This window comes from Roseivirga sp. 4D4 (genome assembly GCF_001747095.1).
In the GTDB taxonomy this organism is placed as follows: Bacteria; Bacteroidota; Bacteroidia; order Cytophagales; family Cyclobacteriaceae; genus Roseivirga.
The window spans coordinates 3179788-3201331 of record NZ_MDGP01000001.1; the positions used below are offsets into that span (position 1 = coordinate 3179788).

12 protein-coding genes are annotated in these 21544 nt (G+C 43.0%); 2 read left to right on the top strand and 10 right to left on the bottom strand.

The window, feature by feature from the left end:
• The first annotated feature begins 150 nt into the window (after nt 1-150).
• Both BFP97_RS14040 and BFP97_RS14045 read left to right on the top strand, forming a co-directional pair.
• Nucleotides 151-6996, top strand: coding sequence for a hypothetical protein (locus BFP97_RS14040; RefSeq protein ID WP_069843027.1), 6846 nt, complete (start codon nt 151-153; stop codon nt 6994-6996).
• 157 nt (nt 6997-7153) lie between these two features.
• Complete coding sequence (locus BFP97_RS14045) at nt 7154-14308, top strand: T9SS type A sorting domain-containing protein (RefSeq protein WP_069843028.1); 7155 nt, start codon at nt 7154-7156, stop codon at nt 14306-14308.
• Here the strand turns inward: BFP97_RS14045 and BFP97_RS14050 are convergent.
• From BFP97_RS14050 to BFP97_RS14095, 10 genes are all read right to left on the bottom strand, one after another.
• Nucleotides 14297-14911 (bottom strand): class I SAM-dependent methyltransferase, encoded by a 615-nt coding sequence (locus BFP97_RS14050; protein WP_069843029.1) that lies wholly within the window; start codon nt 14909-14911, stop codon nt 14297-14299. The two genes, BFP97_RS14045 and BFP97_RS14050, sit on opposite strands and share 12 nt — an antisense overlap.
• Nucleotides 14908-15720 (bottom strand): hypothetical protein, encoded by an 813-nt coding sequence (locus tag BFP97_RS14055; RefSeq protein ID WP_069843030.1) that lies wholly within the window; start codon nt 15718-15720, stop codon nt 14908-14910. Before BFP97_RS14055 ends, BFP97_RS14050 begins: the two co-directional genes overlap by 4 nt.
• A 52-nt stretch (nt 15721-15772) precedes the next feature.
• The gene (atpG, locus tag BFP97_RS14060) at nt 15773-16651 is read right to left on the bottom strand and encodes an ATP synthase F1 subunit gamma (protein ID WP_069843031.1); all 879 of its coding nucleotides are present in this window, start codon (nt 16649-16651) and stop codon (nt 15773-15775) included.
• Between the two features lie 35 nt (nt 16652-16686).
• On the bottom strand, nt 16687-18261 hold the full coding sequence (gene atpA, locus BFP97_RS14065) for a F0F1 ATP synthase subunit alpha (protein WP_069843032.1): 1575 nt from the start codon (nt 18259-18261) through the stop codon (nt 16687-16689).
• A gap of 30 nt (nt 18262-18291) precedes the next feature.
• Nucleotides 18292-18849, bottom strand: coding sequence for an ATP synthase F1 subunit delta (atpH, locus tag BFP97_RS14070; protein WP_069843033.1), 558 nt, complete (start codon nt 18847-18849; stop codon nt 18292-18294).
• 9 nt (nt 18850-18858) lie between these two features.
• Nucleotides 18859-19353 (bottom strand): F0F1 ATP synthase subunit B, encoded by a 495-nt coding sequence (locus tag BFP97_RS14075; protein WP_069843034.1) that lies wholly within the window; start codon nt 19351-19353, stop codon nt 18859-18861.
• Between the two features lie 68 nt (nt 19354-19421).
• Complete coding sequence (gene atpE / locus BFP97_RS14080) at nt 19422-19685, bottom strand: ATP synthase F0 subunit C (protein WP_069843035.1); 264 nt, start codon at nt 19683-19685, stop codon at nt 19422-19424.
• A gap of 38 nt (nt 19686-19723) precedes the next feature.
• Entirely contained in the window at nt 19724-20869 is a 1146-nt protein-coding gene (gene atpB / locus BFP97_RS14085; protein WP_255399459.1) for a F0F1 ATP synthase subunit A, read from the bottom strand.
• On the bottom strand, nt 20866-21273 hold the full coding sequence (locus BFP97_RS14090) for a hypothetical protein (RefSeq protein ID WP_069843036.1): 408 nt from the start codon (nt 21271-21273) through the stop codon (nt 20866-20868). The genes atpB and BFP97_RS14090 overlap by 4 nt, the downstream gene beginning before the upstream one ends.
• 65 nt (nt 21274-21338) lie before the next feature.
• The gene (locus BFP97_RS14095; RefSeq protein WP_069843037.1) at nt 21339-21542 is read right to left on the bottom strand and encodes an AtpZ/AtpI family protein; all 204 of its coding nucleotides are present in this window, start codon (nt 21540-21542) and stop codon (nt 21339-21341) included.
• Nucleotides 21543-21544 lie beyond the last annotated feature (2 nt).

Sequence of the window (21544 nt, forward strand, 5' to 3'; positions counted from 1 at the left end):
TCAATATTTTTTTCGAACAAAAAAATAAAAAGTAGGGTGCTCGTACCATAAATTTGTACTATCATTAAAGTACAATTAAGCCGAATGGCTTAACACCTAAACATCGTGGTAATCAATACTAGACTTCACATAGTTCTATACTGTGTGCTGATGCTCCTCCTACGCCCGAGTGTCAGTGGTCAGACCGTTATCTCCACAATAAATACATCGACCTCTACAGGCACCACAACCACCACGCTGGTTACATCGCCTAGTGATGCTGGCAATAGCATTTTAGCCAATACCCAATACAACATTAATTATGGCCAGGGAAACAATGTTGGAGTCAGTTCCTATGTAGTTTCAGGAACAACTTATGATCGGTTCCTAGCTCCCGATACGGTAATCTTATTAAGGCGAGTGACCAACGATAGACTGGTGAACATTTGGTATCAGTTAAATCAAATCAACACAACACCCAATCCCGATGAGCTGGATATCGATCCCGATATAGTAGCAGAAGCGGATGCCATTTATCTTTCCGGAAACCTCAATGCAGGTTATGACAACATCCTTGTAAACGATGATGACTTAGCTTCCGGAAGTATTGAAGTAGAAACAGAAAGAGTAGATGTCATCTGGTATTCAGGTATTCAAAGTTCTAGCCCAACAACTTCTGTATTCCCGATAATCGAACGAGGTGGAAATGACAACATCGTAATCGCCCCAATCACTTCACTGGATTCTAATGGTGACCCTGCCACCTACGGAACAGCAGTAGGCATAGGAGAAAATTTCTGGCCTGGGTCTGGACAGACATTCAGTCAATATTTAATTCTCAGAAGACAAGCCGTAGGTGATGATCCTATTCCATTGATTGAGATTGGTTCGCAAGTGGTGCAGGGGGTTGCCGTGTCCTTTTCTGAAATGGGAATTTCAGCTGGGCAAAGTATTTTCGGTTATTCTCTATTTGCTGCTGATGTAGTCAGTGGGTATACTCAAGGCAGTACACTAACTAGTGGAACTGTGACCATTGCGGGGGGTGTCTCTCTTGACGATATAACCACTTTCCCTTCCAATACCCTCTCATCAGATTCAGGCTTAGACCTAGTGGCTGGGGTATCTGCTGCGGTAGCAAGTGATGACAATTTGATTGAAACCGTTGGGCCAGGCGGATACAAAGATGCACTGAGAACCTGGCTCAAAGCCAATGATGGAGCTTTTGTCACCAGTGGAGGTGCGGCTTCTACAGAAGGAACCAATGTAGGGTTTTGGGAAGACCAGTCCGCTGGAAATCATGATTACACCACTTCCGGAACAGCACCCACATTCAGAAGTAGCACCAGTAGTATCAATTTTAACCCCACCGTTGATTTCGTAGAAAATGCTGAAAGAGCCCTAGCTACTGCAAACAATGCCGACTACAACGACAAAGTATCCAATACCGGTTTCTTGTCAAAAGGAATCAATATTGCCTTTAGAACAAATGCCAACGACATCACCACAAAACAACAGCTATTTGAAGAGGGTGGTGGTACCAATGGCCTTGGAATCTACATCAGAGCTGGCAATCTCCACTTGTCCGTTTGGAACCGTGGCGCTCAGGCCCAAGGCGATTGGAATGATGACGCCAGCGGTGTTGAAACTGTATCGACAAGTTTAGCGCTAGATACTGAATATATTGTGACCCTCGAATTTGATGGTGATGACTCAGGCTCGAAAAATGGCACCATTACCGGCTACCTCAATGGTCAGTCCTTCGGAGTACTTTCTGACCCCTTCAGTCAGGGTGTTGGTCTACTGTATGATCACACAGGAGGGATTGAGCTTGGTGACTCCGATGGGTCCAGATACGATGATGGAGGAACATCAGCCACTTCATTCGAGGGAGAAATTGCAGAGTTTATTTATTGCAATGAACCGGCATCCTTTCCGCTTGCGCAAAGGCAAAGGATAGAAAGTTATCTGGCGATTAAATACGGTATTACACTCGACCAGTCTACACCGATCAACTATGTGAATTCTGACGGTACTATAATTTTCAATACCACACAGAACGCCTCTCTTGGAGGTTTCTTAGAGTATAACAATGATATTGCCGGCATCGGACGAGATGACGACTCAGAACTGGACCAACCCGCTTCAAAAAGTGAGAATGCAGGTAGTGTAGTGACTATTGATAGAGGGGCTACCATTTCAACGGATGACACATGGCTGATTTGGGGAAATGATGGTGGGGCCTTGACCGAAAGTTCGTCTGTCAGTTCCCCGAGTAATATAGACACCAGGCTGGAGCGCGTATGGCGTGTGGCAGAAAGAAATGAAGTACAAACGACTTCTGTGTCCTTTGACTTGACGGGACTCGGTCTAAGCACTGATGCCGCTGATTTTAGCTTATTGGTTGCCTCCAACAGTTCCAATGCCGATTTCAGTAATGCTACCGTTTTAACTGGAGGAACCTTTAACGGAAATGTAATCACCTTTACTGGAGTAGATCTAGATGATGCGCAGTACTTTACCCTTGGTACAGCATTTTTCTTCTGTACGCCAGGGAGATATAATGACGGTATTCAAACATGGCTACGAGCAGACGAAGGAGTAACTACGGCAACAGAAGGAGCTAACGTCACCTTATGGGCTGACCAAACACCAACGGGAAATAATGGCACTAACCTAACCGCGCCTGTCTACCGCGCAACCACTAACCTCATCAATGATAACCCTACAATAGACTTTAGCACCGGTAGTACGGGTTTAGCCCTGCCAACCATCGCAGGACTGAATAGTGGAGAGTCCCTTTCCAAAAAATTTACTATCGCTTTTAAAACTGGCGATATAACACCTACTACCAAACAAGTCATTTATGAGCAAGGTGGGGCCACCAGAGGCCTTAACGTATATATCGAATCCAGTACCCTTCATATATCTGGATGGAATCAGGCAAGTGATGGAACTGGCGCACCATGGAACACTGCTGGAGCAATTACAACTGTGAATACCACGTCTATTGCATCCAATACAACTTATGTCCTCACCTTTGACTATGCGGGAAATGATGCCATTACAGGAAACATTACGGGCTATTTGAATGGACAAAGCTTTGGGACTCCACTGGCCAATGTTGGGAGGCTCTACTCGCATACTGATGCTATTGGACTTGGTGATGAGAACAGTGCCTCACGTTATGATGACGGTACCACCTCAGGAGCTTTGTCTTTTGATGGGTTTATCTCTGAAATAAGCTATTATGATTCCCCATCTTCCTATCTCGCCACAGACAGGAACAGAATAGAAACCAGCATGGCCATTAAGTATGGCATTACGCTTGACCAAACCTCCGCGACAAATTATACCAGATCAGATGCTACCACCATATGGGATGCCACAACCAACGCAACTTACAACAATGATATTGCTGGCATTGGCAGAGATGATGACGCCTGTCTTGATCAAAAACAATCTCAGAGCGAAAACGCTGGGAGTATTGTAAAAATGGGATTAAATACGATTGAGGCTAATAACGCAAGTAATTCAAATACTTTTGATGATGATGGAGACTTCTTAGTCTGGGGTAACGATGGAGACTTTGCAGACCAGGCAAATGCCAATACAAGCGACCTTCCTGGTAGTGTTACGGAGAGAATGGAGCGCATCTGGAAAGTGGATGATACTGGTTTGGTCGGTGCTACTGAAATCTCATTCGACCTGACAGGTTTAGGCTATGGAACAAACCTCACTGACTTTCAACTTATCGTCTCTAACAGTTCCACAATGGCCTCGGGAACCACCATTCCAGCTGCAAGTTATGACGTGGGGACCAATACTGTGACTTTTACGGGGGTTGATCTAACTGATGGTCAGTTCTTTACTTTAGGAACCGGTCGAGACCAGTGCGGCCCTGGTGGAGTAACCGCTGATCTTGAACTCTGGTTGCGCGCTGACCTACAAGTATTCAATACGGGAACCACCCAAGCGACTGATGGACAAACGGTAGCAACCTGGGCAGACCAAAGTCTCAGTGGTGCAGATGCCACGGACCCTTCGAACCTAACGACATTCGAAACCAATACGGTGAACTTTAACCCTGCCATTGAATTCAACAATGACGCTACTTCTTTAGAAGGTACTATCACCACTACTGCCGCTGGTCTTAGTTTTATAACTGCAGGCTTTATCAATAGCTCCTCGGGAACAGATGATGCGTTATTTGAATTTAGGGGAGGAACTTCAGATGATAGAAGTTTCCTAATTAATTCAAGGTATGGTGGCAACACAGCTTACTCTAGTAACTTTAATGAAGATGCATGGAATATTTGGTCGGTAGATCACCCTTCAGGAAATACCGCCAACCTCTTCCAAAATGGAGCTTCATTCGAATCAAGCTATAATGCGAATCTTTCAGATGCAGGCTTAGGAACATACAATTATACGCTCGGGGATGACGATGATGCAGGAAACGACTTTGTAGGATTCCTGGGAGATGTGATTGCCTACCAAGGCTCATTCACCGGAACTGAAAGACAACAAATAGAAACTTACTTGGCAATTAAATATGGCGTTACAATAGATCAGACCAGTGCAACAAACTACCTTTTTTCTGATGGGTCTACAGTGATTTGGAATGCCACCACTAATTCTGCATACAATAATGATATTGCAGGAATAGGTAGAGATGATGCCTCTTGTTTCAGCCAGAAGCAATCTGCAAGTATCAATAGTGATGATATACTTACAGTTGGCCTGGGCTCCGTAGCTGTTGATAATGCAAGTAATAGCAATTCCTTTGCCGATGATGGGGACTACTTAATATGGGGTAATGACAATGGTTCTACCAACCAAGCCAATGACAATACATCTGACCTCCCTTCCTCTTTGGCAAGTAGAATGGAGAGAATCTGGAAAGTTCAAGATAACGGAACGGTAGGCAACACTGAATTGCAATTCGATCTAGCAGGGCTTGGCTATAGTACTGCTGATGCAAGTGGTTACTCTCTATTAATAGGTAATACCGCCACCATGGCGGATGCCACAATTGTTACTGGCGGCACCTTCAACGGAGATGTCCTATCTTTTAGCGGGGTTGACCTTACAGATGGTCAGTTTTTCACAATTGGTACATCATTTGAAACCTGCGGTCCAGGAGGTGTAAATGCGAATATTGCCCTGTGGTTAAGAGGTGATTTAGAAGTGTTCTCAGATGCCGGAACTACGCCTGCGGTAGATGGAAATGATGTACAACAATGGAACGATCAAAGTTCTCCTCAAGATAATGGCTCAGAAAGCAATCTGGGAGGTGCTAATCCGGTGGAACCTACCTTTGAAACAGAAGAAATTAACTTTAACCCGGCCCTAAGGTTCTCTGATCCTAATTCAAATAACGCTGCCTATATAGAAACCACTTCTAACAATGTTTCTGGAGATATGACCCTAATCTCTGTGTTTAAAACTGGTCAGGTGGACGGTACAGCGGGCGATTTTGTGAATTCTCCAGCACTGATTGGTGCTAGTGAAACTTCCAGCACTGCTGACTATGGTCTCGGTATGGAAAATGGGACAGTATGGATTAATGCTAATACCGGCACAGGATTCGATGCCGAAACATCTTCGACCTACAATGATAATTTACCACATATGGCCCTTGCCACCAGAGTTCAGTCCAGTGGGGCTGTTGCAATATTTGTGGATGGAGCCTCTGCCGCAACAGGAACCGGTGTCACCACGGCACTAACAGGGCCTACTTCATTTGGTATTGGCAACCATAGTGATGGAGACGTACAAGCACAGTTTGCTGGAGATATTGCTGAAACTATCGTGTTCTCAACCGCTTTAACCGCCAATGAAAGAACCAGAGTTGAATCCTACCTTGGTATTAAATACGGTATCACTAGAGATGTGGCCTCGCTACCCGCGGCAGAACAAGATTACCTGGCAGCTGATGGAGGAATTGTCTGGGATTATGATGGTCAGGGCACCACTTATTACAATGATATCTTCGGAATCGGTAGGGATGACCTCTCATGTTTCGAGCAAACACAATCTAAAAGTGAAAATAGTGATGCCCTTGTCACATTCAACCTTCCTTTGGGTTTTGACACCAATGATTCTTACCTCCTCTCAGGAAATGATAATGCCCCAATCGAAGAAGCTCCCAATAATGAAAGACCGGCGACTATCAATAGTAGACTTAATAGAGAATGGCGCGTCCAGGAATCTGGAACAGTCGGTTCTATCGAGTTGACTTATGACTTATCAACGATCACAGGTCCATTGGGAGTTGGAACCAACAACCTTACCCAGCTTAGACTAATGGTAGATGATGATGGAGACTTCTCTAACGGAGGAACAACCCTCATTTCGCCCAGCGCAGTAAATGGTACAAGTAATACTGCCACTTTCGATGTAGACTTTACCAATGGTCAATACTATACATTAGGCTCTATTGAAGTAGCCGCCTTGCCGATCACCCTGATTTCATTTGAAGCATCTGTCAATAATGACAATCAAGTCAAGTTAGATTGGGTAACTGCCTCTGAGGTTAACAACGCATTTTACACTATCGAAAGAAGTACAAATGGAGTCGACTTCGAAACGGTGGGTAGAATTGACGGTGCTGGAAATAGTGATGCGATCTTATATTATACATACATGGATACCAGACCATTAAATGGTCTTTCATTTTATCGTTTGAAGCAAACTGACTTTAGCGGTGAATTTGATTTCTCTGAAATCAGATCAGTCAGAGTAACATCTAAATTTGAATCTTCCTACAAAGCGTACCCTAACCCTATCCAACAGGGGGAAATGCTCCGCATCGCTCATACCATTGAAAGAGATCAAACCTTAAGGCTCTCAGTACTCAATTCAAAAGGTCAATTGATCTTCAGAAAAGAAGAGCAAGCCTTGGTAACCGAAAAGTATATTGAAGTTCCAACCCGCAACTTCCAAAAAGGTCTAAACCTCATTCGCATTCTTGATGAGAATCAACAAGTGGCAATAGTGAAGGTTATTGTCCAATAAGTCAAGTTTCCCTTCCATTAAGCCTCCCAATTTGGGAAATTCATCTTTTTTTTAGAAAAATAAATCTGATCAGTAGGGTGTTTTCGTATGTAAACGTAAGATTTCTGTATTTCAATGACTTGGAATACTTTTTGGAACAGACTACCAAAACACTGACATGAGACCACAAAGAATTTGCCTGCTAGCAGGCATTTTTCTTCTTACTATACTGGCTACCGAACTCAAAGCGCAAAACCCGTTGACGGACATCCGTTTTACGTGGGTTGATGTGAACAATAGTGCCAATGATTACACCGCCACATCTTCTCCAAGTTCTGGAGGAAACATTGACGATAATGTTTCTTATGATATTTTCTTTTCTCGAAATACTACCACAGAAAACAATAGACGTGTTTCGGGCTATACGCTAGGTGGTGTCGATTATGATTTTCTTTTAGACCCAGATACGCTCGCCCTAAGAAGGGTTGGATCAGCCTCTCGTCTAAGTCTTTGGATTGAAGCGGACGGTGCTGTAGACAATACTGCTGATGAAATATACTTGGCTCCTGAGCGGCAAGTTCCTGAGCGTTCGCTATATCAAGCTAACTTACTCAATATCGGTTATGACAATGTATTACTAAACTCTGGTACCAATGCATCCAATATTGAAAGAATAGATGCCATTTACCGAACAGGTATGGCTACCTCTACCCCTGCCAACGCGGCCATTCCTGTGATGGACCGAGGGGCAAATGGAGAGTTTAAAATTGCCATGATCTTAAGTTTAGATTCCAATGGTGATCCTGCCACATATGGCAACCTGGTGACCGTTAACACGGGTGATTTTGGCTCTGGTGTAGTCGACTTGGGCTTGTCAGTGTTATTTCTACAGCAAGCACTGGGTGAAGATCCCATTCCTACAGGAACAAGTACACAGGCCTTAGGCGGAACAGGTATCACTTTTGCAGAGCTAGGTATTACCGCCAACCAAATAGTTTACGGTTATTCTCTTTTTGGGGTGGATGTGAATACCACGGATCATGACCTTACTGACATCTCTACCTTTCCAACCGATTCCAACAATAGTGGTCTCGACATGGCTGCAGGAGCCGTTTCTGCGGTTTCAAGTGATGGAAATCTGGTAAAAACAACTGGCCCCGGTGGGTACAAAGCTGCATTAAACACCTGGTTGAAAGCCAATGAAGGCGTAACTACAGCTACTGATGCTTCTACGGTCACAGACTGGCAGGATCAGTCTTTAGGGGATCATGATGCAACAACATTAATAAATGCGCCTACTTATAGAGATGGTAGTGCTTCCGAGGCTGAAGCGATCAACTTTAACCCTACTGTTGATTTCATTGACGCTTCAGAAACAGGGCTTCAGATTGCTAATAACTCAGATTTTAACGTTGGTGGCGCACCTTACACGACCAAAGCATTCAATATTGCTATTAGAACAGGTAACAATGTGACTACCAAACAGCAACTTTATGAGCAAGGTGATGATGACAGAGGCATCGATATGTATATCGAATCCGGTAATTTGGTCGTGACAGCTTATAATCAAATTGATGATTCAGGAAGTGGCGTTTCTTCACCCTGGAATACCGGAACACCTACCACGATTAGCACTTCGGTTTCGACTGAGACAGAATATATCATCACCTTTGAACTTAATGGCAGTGCCTCAGGCACTGGAACAGTAACTGCTTACTTGAACGGACAAAGTTTTGGAAGCCTTAGTAGTGTGGGGCAATTAGCCGATCATTCTGACCAAATAGGCTTAGGAGACTTCAATTCGCAAGTGGTCACTCCTGCCACATGCCCAGTCAGCTCCGTAGTTTCTTCAACTGGTGTAACCAATCCTAACAATATAATTGGCGCAGCGGACGCAGCATATGCCGAAGTGAATACCAACGGAAACATCATAACCGTGGATTTCGGAGCAGAATATCCGGCAGGCACACAGTATTCTATCACCTGGATTAGAAGACCTTCATCCACTGGGACTGCCCAGATGGTTTTAAGAGAATCAACCAGCTCAGGGTCTGGTTTTGTCGATCACCCATCGGCACCAACTGTTTCAGTGGCAACACCACAAACTGATGTAATCACTGCCAATACCGCTTTTAGGTATATTCAAATTACCAAAACCGATCCTCCAAGTTCTGTAGACTTCCACTTAGATGCTATAGTTGTGGATTGCAGTACTTCTGTCTTTGACCAAGGAGATGCCGCATCTTTTTATGGTTCAATCCCTGAATTTATCTACTGCAGTGAGCCTGGGTCTTTCTCAACTGCTGGAAGAAATAAAATCGAAAGTTATCTAGCCATCAAATATGGCATTACGTTGGATCAGAGCACTGCGATAAACTACGTAAACTCAAATGGCGATATAATATTCAATACTGCTACTAACGCAAGTATTGGTGGATACTTAGAATACAATAATGACATTGCCGGCATAGGTCGTGACGATAATTCCGAACTTGATCAATCAAAATCAAAAAGTGAGAACACAGATGCTGTGGTCACTATTGATCGAGGGACTACCATCAGTGTAGATGATACCTGGCTGATTTGGGGAAATGACAATGGAGCATTGACTGAAAGCGGGGTTCTCACAAAGCCTGATACGATCGACCGAAGACTCGAACGTGTTTGGAGGGTAGCTGAGAGAAATGAAGTACTGACTACATCCGTTTCCTTTGACATCACTGGACTTGGTTTAAGTACCAATGAGAGTGACTACAGTTTATTAATCGCTGGAAACAGTAGCAATGCCGACTTTAGTAATGCCACGGTACTGACCGGGGGAACTTTGGTAGGAAATGTAATCACCTTCACCGGTGTAGACTTAGAAAACGGCCAGTATTTTACCCTTGGAACTGACTTTAGAGTATGTTCACCTGGGGGCATAGAAACTAATTTGGCGCTATGGCTACAAGCAACAGATAAGGTATACAACACGGGTACAACTTTGGCCACAGATGGTCAGACCGTATCGGGTTGGGGTGACTCAAGCACAGAAGGCAATGATGCCGCAGACCCATCGAACCTGACAACGTTTGAAACCAATACCGTAAACTTTAATCCCGCCATCTCATTCGATAATGATGCTACTTCACTTGAAGGTTCTCTAACCACGACCAATGCCGGACTTACCATATTCACGGCTGGGTTTATCAACAGCACTTCAGGAGGTGATGATGCCTTATTAGAACTTCGTGGAGGTACTGCAGATGATCGAAGCTTTTTTATCAATTCGAGGTATGCAGGTAATACCGCTTATGCGAGCAACTTGAACGAAGACACTTGGAATATCTGGTCGATAGATCATCCATCAGGAAATACCGCAAACATTTTCCAAAATGGAGCAAGCTTTGAATCATCTTACAATGCAACCCTATCCGATGCAGGTATCGGTACCTATAACTATACATTAGGTGATGACGATACTGGAGGAAACGACTTTGTTGGTTTTCTGGGGGAAGTGATTGTGTATGAAGGAACACTATCAGCGACAGATCGGCAAAAGGTACAATCCTATCTCGCGATTAAGTATGGGGTTACTATTGATCAATCTTCGGCCACCAACTACCTCGCATCTGATGGCGGTACCGCTTGGGATGCCACCGCTAATGCTACATACAATAATGACATAGCGGGAATCGGAAGAGATGATATGTCCTGCCTAGAGCAAAAACAATCCATAAGCCAGAATAGCGATGCCCTTGTAACCATGGGCTTGGGAACCATAGAGGCCGACAATGCCAGTAACACCAACAACTTCTCTGCAGATGACTCCTTTCTTATGTGGGGTAATGACGATACAAATCCAAACCAAGCCAATGCATTATCCAATGTAAGCCTTCTTCCTGGGAATGTGACCGAACGTATGCAACGTGTTTGGAAAGTTGATGAAACCGGTACTGTTGGAGCCACCACCATCGAATTCGATTTGACAGGTCTTGGCTACAGTTCTAATGTCAGTGACTTTCAGCTGATCATCTCTGATACCAATGTGGGAGGTGACTTTTCTGGAGCTACAACCATCCCAGCCGCTTCCTTAGTGGGTGATAAGTTGACTTTTACGAATGTCAACCTTACTGATGGACAGTTTTTTACTTTAGGAACTGCCAGAACCCAATGTGGGCCTGGTGGTATCACATCTGATCTTTACGTTTGGTTAAGAGCTGATGCCGGTACATCTACCACAACGGATAACACTACCCTAAGCACTTGGTCAGACCAATCTGGCACTAGCACAAATGCTGCTGCAGATGGCAACGCTCCTCTTTTCAAGAATAACGCCACCGATAATATCAATTTCAACCCAACAATAGACTTTGACGGTGTCGATGACAGACTGAGTCTTGGCAATTTGGCAAATATCAAATCTGGAGCGACTAACGGGGGTGACTATACATTGTTGGCCACAGGGATTAGACAGAGTGGAACAGGAGTTCAATACGTATTGGGTTCGGATGGGGGAACTGCAAACGAAGACCTTCATTTCGGCTTTAGAAGCAGCACCCAGGCAACCATTGCTCATTGGGGAAATGATCTGGATGCTACGATAAGTGCTTTTGATTCCCCTCAAGCTCCTTATATCGTATTCTCTGAGTACGATGGATCCGGAAGGATTATCGAAGAATTAAGAGCCGGTGCTATTGGTAGAAACACAGATGCAAATTCCACCGATCTAAGCGGAACCAAAACCAACTATGTCGGTGATTTGGCTAGTGTTGGGAACTATAATGGACTTATATCGGAGGTAATCGTATTTGACAACGATATAACGGATATCCAAAAGCAGCAAGTTTATACCTACATGGCATTAAAGTATGGTGTAACACTTACCAATAACAATGATAACGATGGCAACCTTGGTGAGGTCATTTCAGGCTCAGTCACTGAAGGAGATTATGTTACTTCAGATGGCACAACCATAGTTTGGGATTACTCTAACAATACCACATACCATAACGATGTTGCCGGTATAGGAAGAGACGACAATTCATGTTGGCAACAAAAGCAATCTCGTGCTGAAGATACCGATGACATTCTGACCATAGGCTTAGGAAGTATAGCCAATTCCAATGGAGAAAATGGAAATATTTTTGCCGATGATCACGACTATCTGGTTTGGGGAAATGACAATGGTGCTACAGCTGATGCCAGTGTCAATACCAGCGATGTACCAGAAACCATAGCAGAAAGAATGGCACGGGTATGGAAAGTTCAGGATACAGGAACAGTCGGTGAAACTGAGCTTCAATTCGATTTGACCGGATTAGGATATGATGTTTCTGACCCAAATGCTTTTTCTCTACTAGTTGGAAACACTGCAACGATGGCTGATGCTGAAATAATTACTGGAGGTACACTGAATGGAAACATTCTATCATTCACTGGTGTGAATCTTACCGATGGCCAGTTCTTCACGATCGGCACTCAGAACGTGACTTGTGGACCGGGAGGTGTGAATACAGACATTGCACTATGGTTGAGAGCCGATCTTGGTACGAATACAACTGTCGATAATGAAAATATTACCACATGGACTGACCAGAGTTCTCCTGCAAACAGTGCCACTGAGCAAAATGCGGGTGGAGGATCGCCTGTAGAACCGACCTATCAGGCCAACGAAATGAACTTTAATCCAGCCATTCGTTTTTCTGACGCACAGTCAAACAACAACTCGTGGTTAGAAACAGGAAGTAATTTGAGTGACAATGACCTTACACTTATTAGTGTCTTTAAAACCGCTCAGACCAATGGCTCTGGAACAGACTTTACAGAATCACCTGCACTTATCTCGAACGAAGCCACTTCAGGCTCTGACGACTATGCGCTTGGTTTAGCAGAAGGCAGACTTTTCATAAATGCTGAAAATAACAACGGTTACAGTATAAGACCGGCAACCACATATGTTGATGAAGTAACCAGAATCGCTACAGCAACTAGGGTTGATGCCAACCAGGCCAATGGTATCAACTTATATGTGAATTCTGAAAATGTTGGGTCAGCTACTTCTGATGACGTCAATCTTGATGCCGGGGGAACATTCACCATTGGTAACCATTCCGATTATGACGCTGACGGCCAGTTTGAAGGTGACATAGCCGAGATACTTGTCTTTAACAAAGTGCTAACTGCCGTTGAACGTGCCAAAGTAGAGAGCTACTTAGCGATCAAATACGGTATTACCAGAACTGTAGGTGGCCTAACCGAATCAGACGAAGATTACCTTGCTGCGGATGGCGGTATCATTTGGGACATTGACAACCAGGGAGCTTATCACAATGACATCTTAGGCATAGGAAGAGACGACCTTTCATGCTTTGAACAATTGAAGTCCAAAAGTCTCAATAGCGATGCTATAGTAACTTTCGAGTTGGATTCAACAGCTTTCAAGGACAATGACACATTTATTCTATCAGGAAATGACAATGCACCCATGGAGGCGATCGACAATACTGAAAGGCCTGTAGGCATCAATAGTCGATTGAATAGAGAATGGAGAGTTCAAGAAACTGGGACTGTTGATACTGTACTCTTGACTTATGATCTTTCAGGAATTACAGGAACACCGATAGGCGATAATAACCTAAACCTCGTTCGTTTAATGGTGGATGATGATGGCGATTTCTCATCAGGAGCAACACTCATTAGCCCAAGTTCTATCGATGGCAGAACGGTAACATTTGAGGTTGATTTCACTGATGGCCAGTTCTACACCCTTGGTTCTATCGAGACCGATGCACTGCCGATCACACTCATTTCTTTCACAGCAGATCATTATAATGAGGATGAGGTGAAGTTAGAGTGGGTCACTGCCTCGGAAATCAACAACGAATTCTATACTATAGAAAGAAGTAGAGACGGTCAGTCCTTTGAAGCCATAGGTATCATTGATGGGGCAGGAAACAGTGATCAGCTATTGACATACAGCTTTATTGATAGAAACCCATTGATAGGTCTTTCATTCTATCGATTAAAGCAAACTGATTTTAGTGGTGAGTTTGATCACTCTGAAATAAAATCCATTCGCGTAGAATCAAGTTTTGAAACAGAATTCAAAGCCTACCCTAACCCTATTGTTAGAGGCCAAACCTTAAAGATTAAGTATAAGATCGATGGAGATCAAAAGCTTAAAATCATGATTTTTGACCCTAGAGGACAGTTTTTGGGTCAGCAGGAAAGGGCGGCTTCAATAAGTGGTGAGTTAGAGATATCCACATCCAAATTCCAGAAAGGACTCAATCTAATTCGTATTCTTGACGAGAATCAGCGGGTGGTCACTTTGAAAGTTTTAGTCAGATAGTGGTTGATATACGGCTGAAAAAAGAGCGCCTCCATTCAAGAACTCCAAATGAGCCGTCTCAAAACCCGATCGCTTAATTGTTCCATGTATATCCGTTAACTCCCCTGCCTCGAGTTGACTCGCTAGTCTAAAAAATGAGTGCATGACTTTGAGCAGTAACTTTTGATACCAGTGTTCTGATGGATAGAAATCGGTCACCATCAGCTTACCATTCTCATTCAATCGACTTTTAAGCTTTTGCAAGACTTCTGGAAGTCGTTCCTGAGCAAAGCAATCCAAAAAGAAATTAGCGATGACTACATCGTAAACCCCTTTGACCCCCAGGGCATCGCCAACATGAAATTCAATGTTATTTCCTACCGAAGTTTTGGCTTTCGCTTTGTTCAGCATACTCTCGGAAAGCTCCACATATTGGATCTGTAAATTGAAGTTTGCCGGTAGCCACTCCAGTATACGGCCTGCCCCGCCACCTACGATCAGCACTCGAGAATTCGGCTGAATGATTGAGATAAAGGTTTTTTGCGCTTGCTCGAGCTTCTTACCAAATACAAGTTTTGATAAAGTATCATAAACGGGCGCTACAAGATTGAAGTCGTTCTTCATAGCAAGGCCAAACCTGGTAAAAAGAAAATCCCATCCCCAATAATCCGGTAAAACTTATACCGCTTAAAGACATCCTGTCTAAGAAACAGCAGCAGCAAAGGCCATGACATTGCCAAGATCATAAACTGAAGTTTCCCCTCATTAATACCCAAACCAATACAGGCAATGGCAATAAGACCATTTAAGATCAATGCTAGCACTATCCTTTTCCTAGTTTGCTCAGCCCCTCTATTGGTCACAATAGATGCCATACCTTGCTGATCGTCCTCATCTTTTTCAAAGAGTGGAAACAACATTAGGTTGACATAGGCCAATAGGAAAAACTGAATGAAAGCTCCCAACATAAACCAATCCCAATGTTCCAACAAGCTCATGGGGCCCACAAAAATGCCCGCTACATATACGAAGGCAGCGAAAAGCTCTTTTTGTAGGTGCGCTTTACTGAATTTTAGATAGAAGAAGTATAAACCAGTCAAAGCAACAAGCCCAAGACCAAACCAAATTGTATCGCTTAGTAGTTCAAAGGTATTGTAAACACCGCATCCAAATACGAAAACTGCAATACCCAAAATCAGCTTAAAATGACGCTGATGAAAAGCATGACGGGGGTTTACCGCATCTCCCTTTACTCTGTAGCCATCCCAAAGATGATCGGCAGTGTAGATAAGCCAAATAGCAATAGCCAAACCCAAAACGATCTGACTAGAAAGTTCTACCCCAAAGAGTTGGGCAACATAAAGACTCGAGATCACTGCTCCTCCCGTAATATCGAGACTCAAGTTTTGAACAAAGTCTATAATCTTTTCCATAAAAAAACCCCGACAAATGTCGGGGTTCAATATATCTAGTTTCAGATTAATCTTAACTATCTGCAGCTAAGGCCTCTGCACCACCAACGATTTCAAGAATCTCCTTGGTAATGGCTGCTTGACGCGTTCTGTTATAAGTCAAACGAAGCTCTTTCAATAGGTCTCCGGCATTATCAGTTGCTTTGCCCATTGCAGTCATTCGCGCACCATGCTCAGAAGCATTGGATTCCAAAACAGCCTTATAAAACTGAATTTTCAATGACTTAGGGATCAATTCATCGATAATGTAGTCCTTCGATGGCTCGTAGATGTAATCGGTATTGGTTGTAGATTCAGTATCCACTTCGTTTTCAACGATAGGTAAAAACTGCTCAGTTCTAATGATCTGAGTTGCCACATTCTTGAACTCGTTATAGACCAAAACTACTTTATCGTACTTACCAGACTGGAAGCCTTCCATTGCTTCTTCAGCAGCAGCTTTAACTACATCAAAAGAAAGGTCTCCGAAAACACCCCAATGTGCATCATTTACAGGATGCTCCTTCTTTCTATAAAAATCAAATGACTTTTTACCGATGGGTAGTATCTCAACTTCAGCATTCGCATACTCTCCAGTTGCTAGTGCATTTCTAACGCCTTTGAAAACATTGGCATTAAATGCACCACACAATCCTCTATCAGAAGTGACAGGCACGAAGAGCACGCGCTTTACATCTCTCACTTCACCATACGTATTCATGCCTTCTTCCGTATTTCCAGAAGAAACATTAGCGAGTAGAGCACCTAATTTTTCAGAGTAAGGGCGTAATTGGACGATTCTGTCTTGCGCCCTTCTCAATTTAGCCGCTGCAACCATTTTCATGGCTTTAGTGATCTGCTGAGTTGAGCTGACCGAAACAATCCTTTCTTTTACTTCCTTTAAGCTTGCCATAGGCTATTATTAAATGGGCGAGGCCCTATTATTAATTAGTATTTAGAAGACAACTCTTTAGCAACCTTCTTCAAGGCATCTACTGCTTGGTCAGAAAGCTTTCCAGCTTTCAAATCATTCATTGCATCTGCATGAGTAGCTTTCAACACAGTGATGAACTCAGTTTCAAATTCCTTCACTTTGTCCACTGGCACTTTGTCAATCAAACCTTTTGTTGAAGCGTAGATAATTGCTACTTGATCTTCAACAGCTGCAGGTGAGAACTGTGCTTGCTTCAAGATTTCTTGGTTTCTTCTACCTCTATCGATGGTCAACTGTGTTGCAGCATCAAGGTCAGAACCAAACTTAGCAAAGGCTTCCAATTCACGGAACTGTGCTTGGTCTAGTTTCAGTGTACCAGCCACTTTCTTCATTGACTTGATCTGAGCAGAACCTCCTACCCTTGATACAGAGATACCCACGTTAATAGCAGGTCTTACACCAGAGTTGAAAAGGTTAGTTTCCAAGAAGATCTGACCGTCAGTAATCGAAATTACGTTGGTTGGGATATAGGCAGAAACGTCACCCGCTTGTGTCTCGATAATAGGAAGTGCAGTTAATGAACCACCACCTTTTACTTTACCTTTTAGAGACTCAGGCAAATCGTTCATTGCAGCAGCGATGTCATCATTGTCATTCACTTTTGCAGCTCTCTCCAATAGTCTTGAGTGAAGATAGAATACGTCACCTGGGTAAGCTTCACGTCCCGGAGGTCTTCTTAGAAGAAGAGAAACTTCACGGTAAGCAACAGCTTGCTTAGAAAGGTCATCATATACTACCAATGCTGGACGTCCTGTATCTCTGAAGTACTCTCCGATAGCAGCACCCGTAAATGGTGCAAAGAACTGCATTGGAGCCGGATCAGCAGCAGAAGCTGAAACAACTACTGTGTAGTCCATTGCACCACCTTTTTCAAGGGCTGCAACTACACCAGCAACAGTTGATGCTTTCTGACCGATTGCTACGTAGATACAGAATACTGGCTCACCAGCATCATAAAATTCCTTTTGGTTCAAGATAGTATCGATTACTACAGCAGTTTTACCTGTCTGACGGTCACCAATTACTAATTCACGTTGACCTCTTCCGATCGGAATCATTGAGTCAATCGCCTTGATACCAGTCTGTAATGGCTCATTTACCGGCTGACGATAAATTACACCTGGTGCTTTACGCTCCAATGGCATCTCGTAAGTCTCACCTTCGATTGGGCCTTTACCATCGATTGGGTTACCCAAGGTATCCACAACACGACCAACCACACCTTCACCGATTTTTACAGAAGCAATTCGACCAGTTCTTTTTACTGTATCTCCTTCTTTTACTCCTGCAGAATCACCTAAAAGTACGGCACCCACATTATCTTCTTCGAGGTTAAGTACCAAAGCATTCAAGCCATTTTCAAACTCTAGGAGCTCTCCTGACTGTGCTTTAGATAATCCGTAGATTCTGGCTACACCATCACCTACTTGAAGTACTGTTCCTACTTCTTCTAATTCGGCTTCTGATTTGAAGTTTGAGAGTTGCTCTCTCAATATTGCTGATACTTCATCAGGTCTTACGTCTGCCATTTTATATTACAGTTAATGTTTAAATCTTTTTTAAAATGCCTTTTCGTAGTAGTTCTTAGTGAACTCTAGTCTAAGCGCCTTCAATTTTGAGCTTACAGAATCATCGATTTGGCGATCGCCAATCTTCAAGATAAATCCTCCAATAAGGTCTTCATCGATTACTTCAGTTAGCTCTACTTTTTTACCAGAAATCTGGGTTACAATATTTTCAAACTCTGCCTTTGACTTAGCGTCAAGTTCAAATGTTGTCGTAATGGTTGCCTCCTCAATTCCCTGATTGGTATTGTATTGGTGATGAAATTCCACCGCAATTTGATCGAGGTACATCTCTCTATGCTTCTTGGTAAGAATTTGAAAGATGGCCAACGTTAAATCGTTCACTTTTCCTTCAAACACCTGGTTCAATATCCTTAACTTCTTGTCAGGCGTAATGACCGGGCTTTTTAGCATTAAGAGTAAGTCTCTGTTTTCCTTTACGAGTCCGGAAAACATCAACATGTCTTTATTCACCTCTTCCAACTGTCCTTTTTCAACCGCTAGGTCAAGCAAGGATTTGGCGTATCTGGAAGCAATTCTATATTCAGACATTCGTCAGAATTAGTTTAAGTTCAAATCTTTTACGTATTCGTCTACCAAAGACTCTTGCGCTTTCTTGTCGCTCAATTCTTTGCGAAGTACTTTCTCAGTGATCTCTAATGAAAGTGAAGCCACCAATGTTTTTACATCGGCCAATGCTGCCCTCTTCTCGTTTTCGATTACTGCTTTGGCATCTTCGATCATCTTAGCGGTGATCTTGCCAGTTTCTTCTTTCGCTTCTTCTTTGATGGTGTTAGCCGCTGCCATTGCTTCTTTTAACATCGCGTCACGCTCTGATCTAGCCTCAGCTAAAAGTTTAGCATTATCAGCGTTCAAAGCTTCCATCTCACTTTTTGCTTGTTCAGCAGAAAGCAAAGCGTTTTGAATAGTTTCTTCTCTTTCCTTTAGCCCATTTAAAATCGGCTTCCATGCAAATTTACCCAACAGAAAAATTAGCAATAGAAATGCTATTGTCTGAAAGATAAATAATCCGGTATCTGGTAATAAAATGTCCATGTCTCTTTTTTTTAGAAGAAAAGCTTCAGACCAGCCTAATGCTAGGCCTGAAACTTCTCAAATACTTCTTAAAGTGCACCAACGATTTCGTTGTTAGTCGCTAGCAAGAAACAAGCTACAACACCGAAAAGCGCAATTACCTCGATAAGTGCAGCAATAATCAACATACCAGACTGCAATTTACCTGCAGCTTCAGGTTGACGTGCCATACCTTCCATAGCAGAAGCACCAATTTTTCCGATACCAAGACCTGCGCCTATCGCAACAAGACCAGCACCAATACCAGCTCCCATAAGGGCATAACCAGCAGTTAATAGAATAGATAACATAATTATGTTTGTTATAAATGAAACAATGGTATTCTAACTAATTAATGGTGTCCATCATCCACCGCCTGCCCGATGTACATCGAAGAGAACAGTGTAAAGACATAAGCCTGAATCACAGCCACCAATATTTCAATCAAAGTGATCACTACAGAAAAGAGTGTTCCCACAACTCCTACAGCGACACTATTCAATATAAAGCCTAAACCAACAATACTTAGCACTACAATGTGACCTGCTGTAATTGAGGCGAACAAACGTAGTGTAAGCGAAATAGGCTTAGTGAAAATTCCGATGATTTCCACCACAAGGATAATTGGCCTTAAAGGAAGCGGTACACCAGGTGTCGCGAAGATGTGACCCCAGTAAGCTTTCTTACCATTAAACTGTGTGATGAAGAACGTAAATAAGGCCAAACTCAAAGTCACTGCGATGTTACCTGAAAGGTTAGCAGCACCAGGAGTAAGTCCTAGTAAGTTATTGTATAGAATAAAGAAGAACATGGTCAACAAGAATGGCATAAAGCGCTGGTACTTGTCTTCTCCAATGTTAGTCTTAGCGATATCATCTCTAATGAAAACAATGATAGGCTCAAATAGTGATTGAAGTCCTTTAGGGGCAGCAACACCACTTTTATATCTTTTCGCAATTGTAATGAAGGTGATCAACATTAAGAATACGCTTAGAAAAAGTGACGCTACATTCTTGGTGATCGATAGGTTTAAGAAGTCAGCTTCAGCTTCATGATCATCAGAAGCCGGTGCACCATGTGCATCATCTGTTTCGTGACCAGCATTTTCGCCATGTCCATCATCTGTGCCATGCGTTGACTCGCCATGACCTGCTGATGCTCTTACCAATTTGCCATGAGAAATCATGTAACCATCATGTGCAATAGGCTCATGGTGCTCATCATAAAAGTCAGATGACATGAAGAATTTGAATTCACCGTGATCGTAAATGATCATTGGAAGTGGGATGGTCACATGGGTGTGTCCAATCGTCACAATGTGCCACTGATAGTCATCGGCAATGTGATGCATGATGAAGTCTGTGCTCCCCTCCTCTTTTTCTTCGTCTCCGCTGCCTGAAGCGGCAAATAAATTTGAACTGTTGGCAATACTGAAAAGCGTTATTAAGAGGCTTATGATCAGTAAATTGGGAAAGTTAGTTCTGCTATTTTTCATCATGTTTTTTCGCCCTCTGTCGAAATCGCGCGCAAGTTAGACAGAATGCTATATATTTCAAATACTAAGTAGAATAAATAGGCAGCGAAAAAGTTGGCTACCCAAATGATTCTGTCTTCGATACCGACAAAGAGTACAATGCCAACAAAACCCATGCTTAGAAGTAGTCTCAAAACTGTAAGACCTAAGAATAAATTAGGCCGGCTTTGGGCATCCATATTTCTGATACCCCAGTCTCCTATGATCACAACGATCAAGCCTAGAATGGCTGAAAAAATGACAATAGACCACACTTTTTCATGCACAAATTGAGCAGTACTCTCCATTTGCTGCAATCCAAAAACGATTCCCGCTAGTACCAGCGAAACGATTATGGATATGGTGATTTGCTTGCCTATGCTTTGCATGCCGCAAAGGTAAGTCTTTGAAAACTAGAGAAGAAACTTAGTGGTAAAAAAGATATAACAATGGGTTAGTCCTTGGGCAGCGATCGGTAGAGCATATAAATGGCTCCAGTAGTCCCTACCAAAATCATTAAAATGATGAATAATGGTTTTCCCGAATTCCAAGACTCATCCATTTTATAACCCAACCAACCACAAATACCAATGGTGAGAAACAATTGAATACCCAGCTGCGAGTATTTGAGATAGTCATTCGGGTTTTTTTCTTTCATGA

Excerpts from the sequence above, each read along its gene's own strand:
- atpB (WP_255399459.1), bottom strand. The coding sequence starts at position 20,869 with ATGATGAAAAATAGCAGAACTAACTTTCCCAATTTACTGATCATAAGC.
- BFP97_RS14090 (WP_069843036.1), bottom strand. The coding sequence starts at position 21,273 with ATGCAAAGCATAGGCAAGCAAATCACCATATCCATAATCGTTTCGCTG.
- BFP97_RS14055 (WP_069843030.1), bottom strand. The coding sequence starts at position 15,720 with ATGGAAAAGATTATAGACTTTGTTCAAAACTTGAGTCTCGATATTACG.
- atpA (WP_069843032.1), bottom strand. The coding sequence starts at position 18,261 with ATGGCAGACGTAAGACCTGATGAAGTATCAGCAATATTGAGAGAGCAA.
- atpG (WP_069843031.1), bottom strand. The coding sequence starts at position 16,651 with ATGGCAAGCTTAAAGGAAGTAAAAGAAAGGATTGTTTCGGTCAGCTCA.
- BFP97_RS14050 (WP_069843029.1), bottom strand. The coding sequence starts at position 14,911 with ATGAAGAACGACTTCAATCTTGTAGCGCCCGTTTATGATACTTTATCA.
- BFP97_RS14045 (WP_069843028.1), top strand. The coding sequence starts at position 7,154 with ATGAGACCACAAAGAATTTGCCTGCTAGCAGGCATTTTTCTTCTTACT.
- BFP97_RS14040 (WP_069843027.1), top strand. The coding sequence starts at position 151 with ATGCTCCTCCTACGCCCGAGTGTCAGTGGTCAGACCGTTATCTCCACA.
- BFP97_RS14075 (WP_069843034.1), bottom strand. The coding sequence starts at position 19,353 with ATGGACATTTTATTACCAGATACCGGATTATTTATCTTTCAGACAATA.
- atpH (WP_069843033.1), bottom strand. The coding sequence starts at position 18,849 with ATGTCTGAATATAGAATTGCTTCCAGATACGCCAAATCCTTGCTTGAC.
- BFP97_RS14095 (WP_069843037.1), bottom strand. The coding sequence starts at position 21,542 with ATGAAAGAAAAAAACCCGAATGACTATCTCAAATACTCGCAGCTGGGT.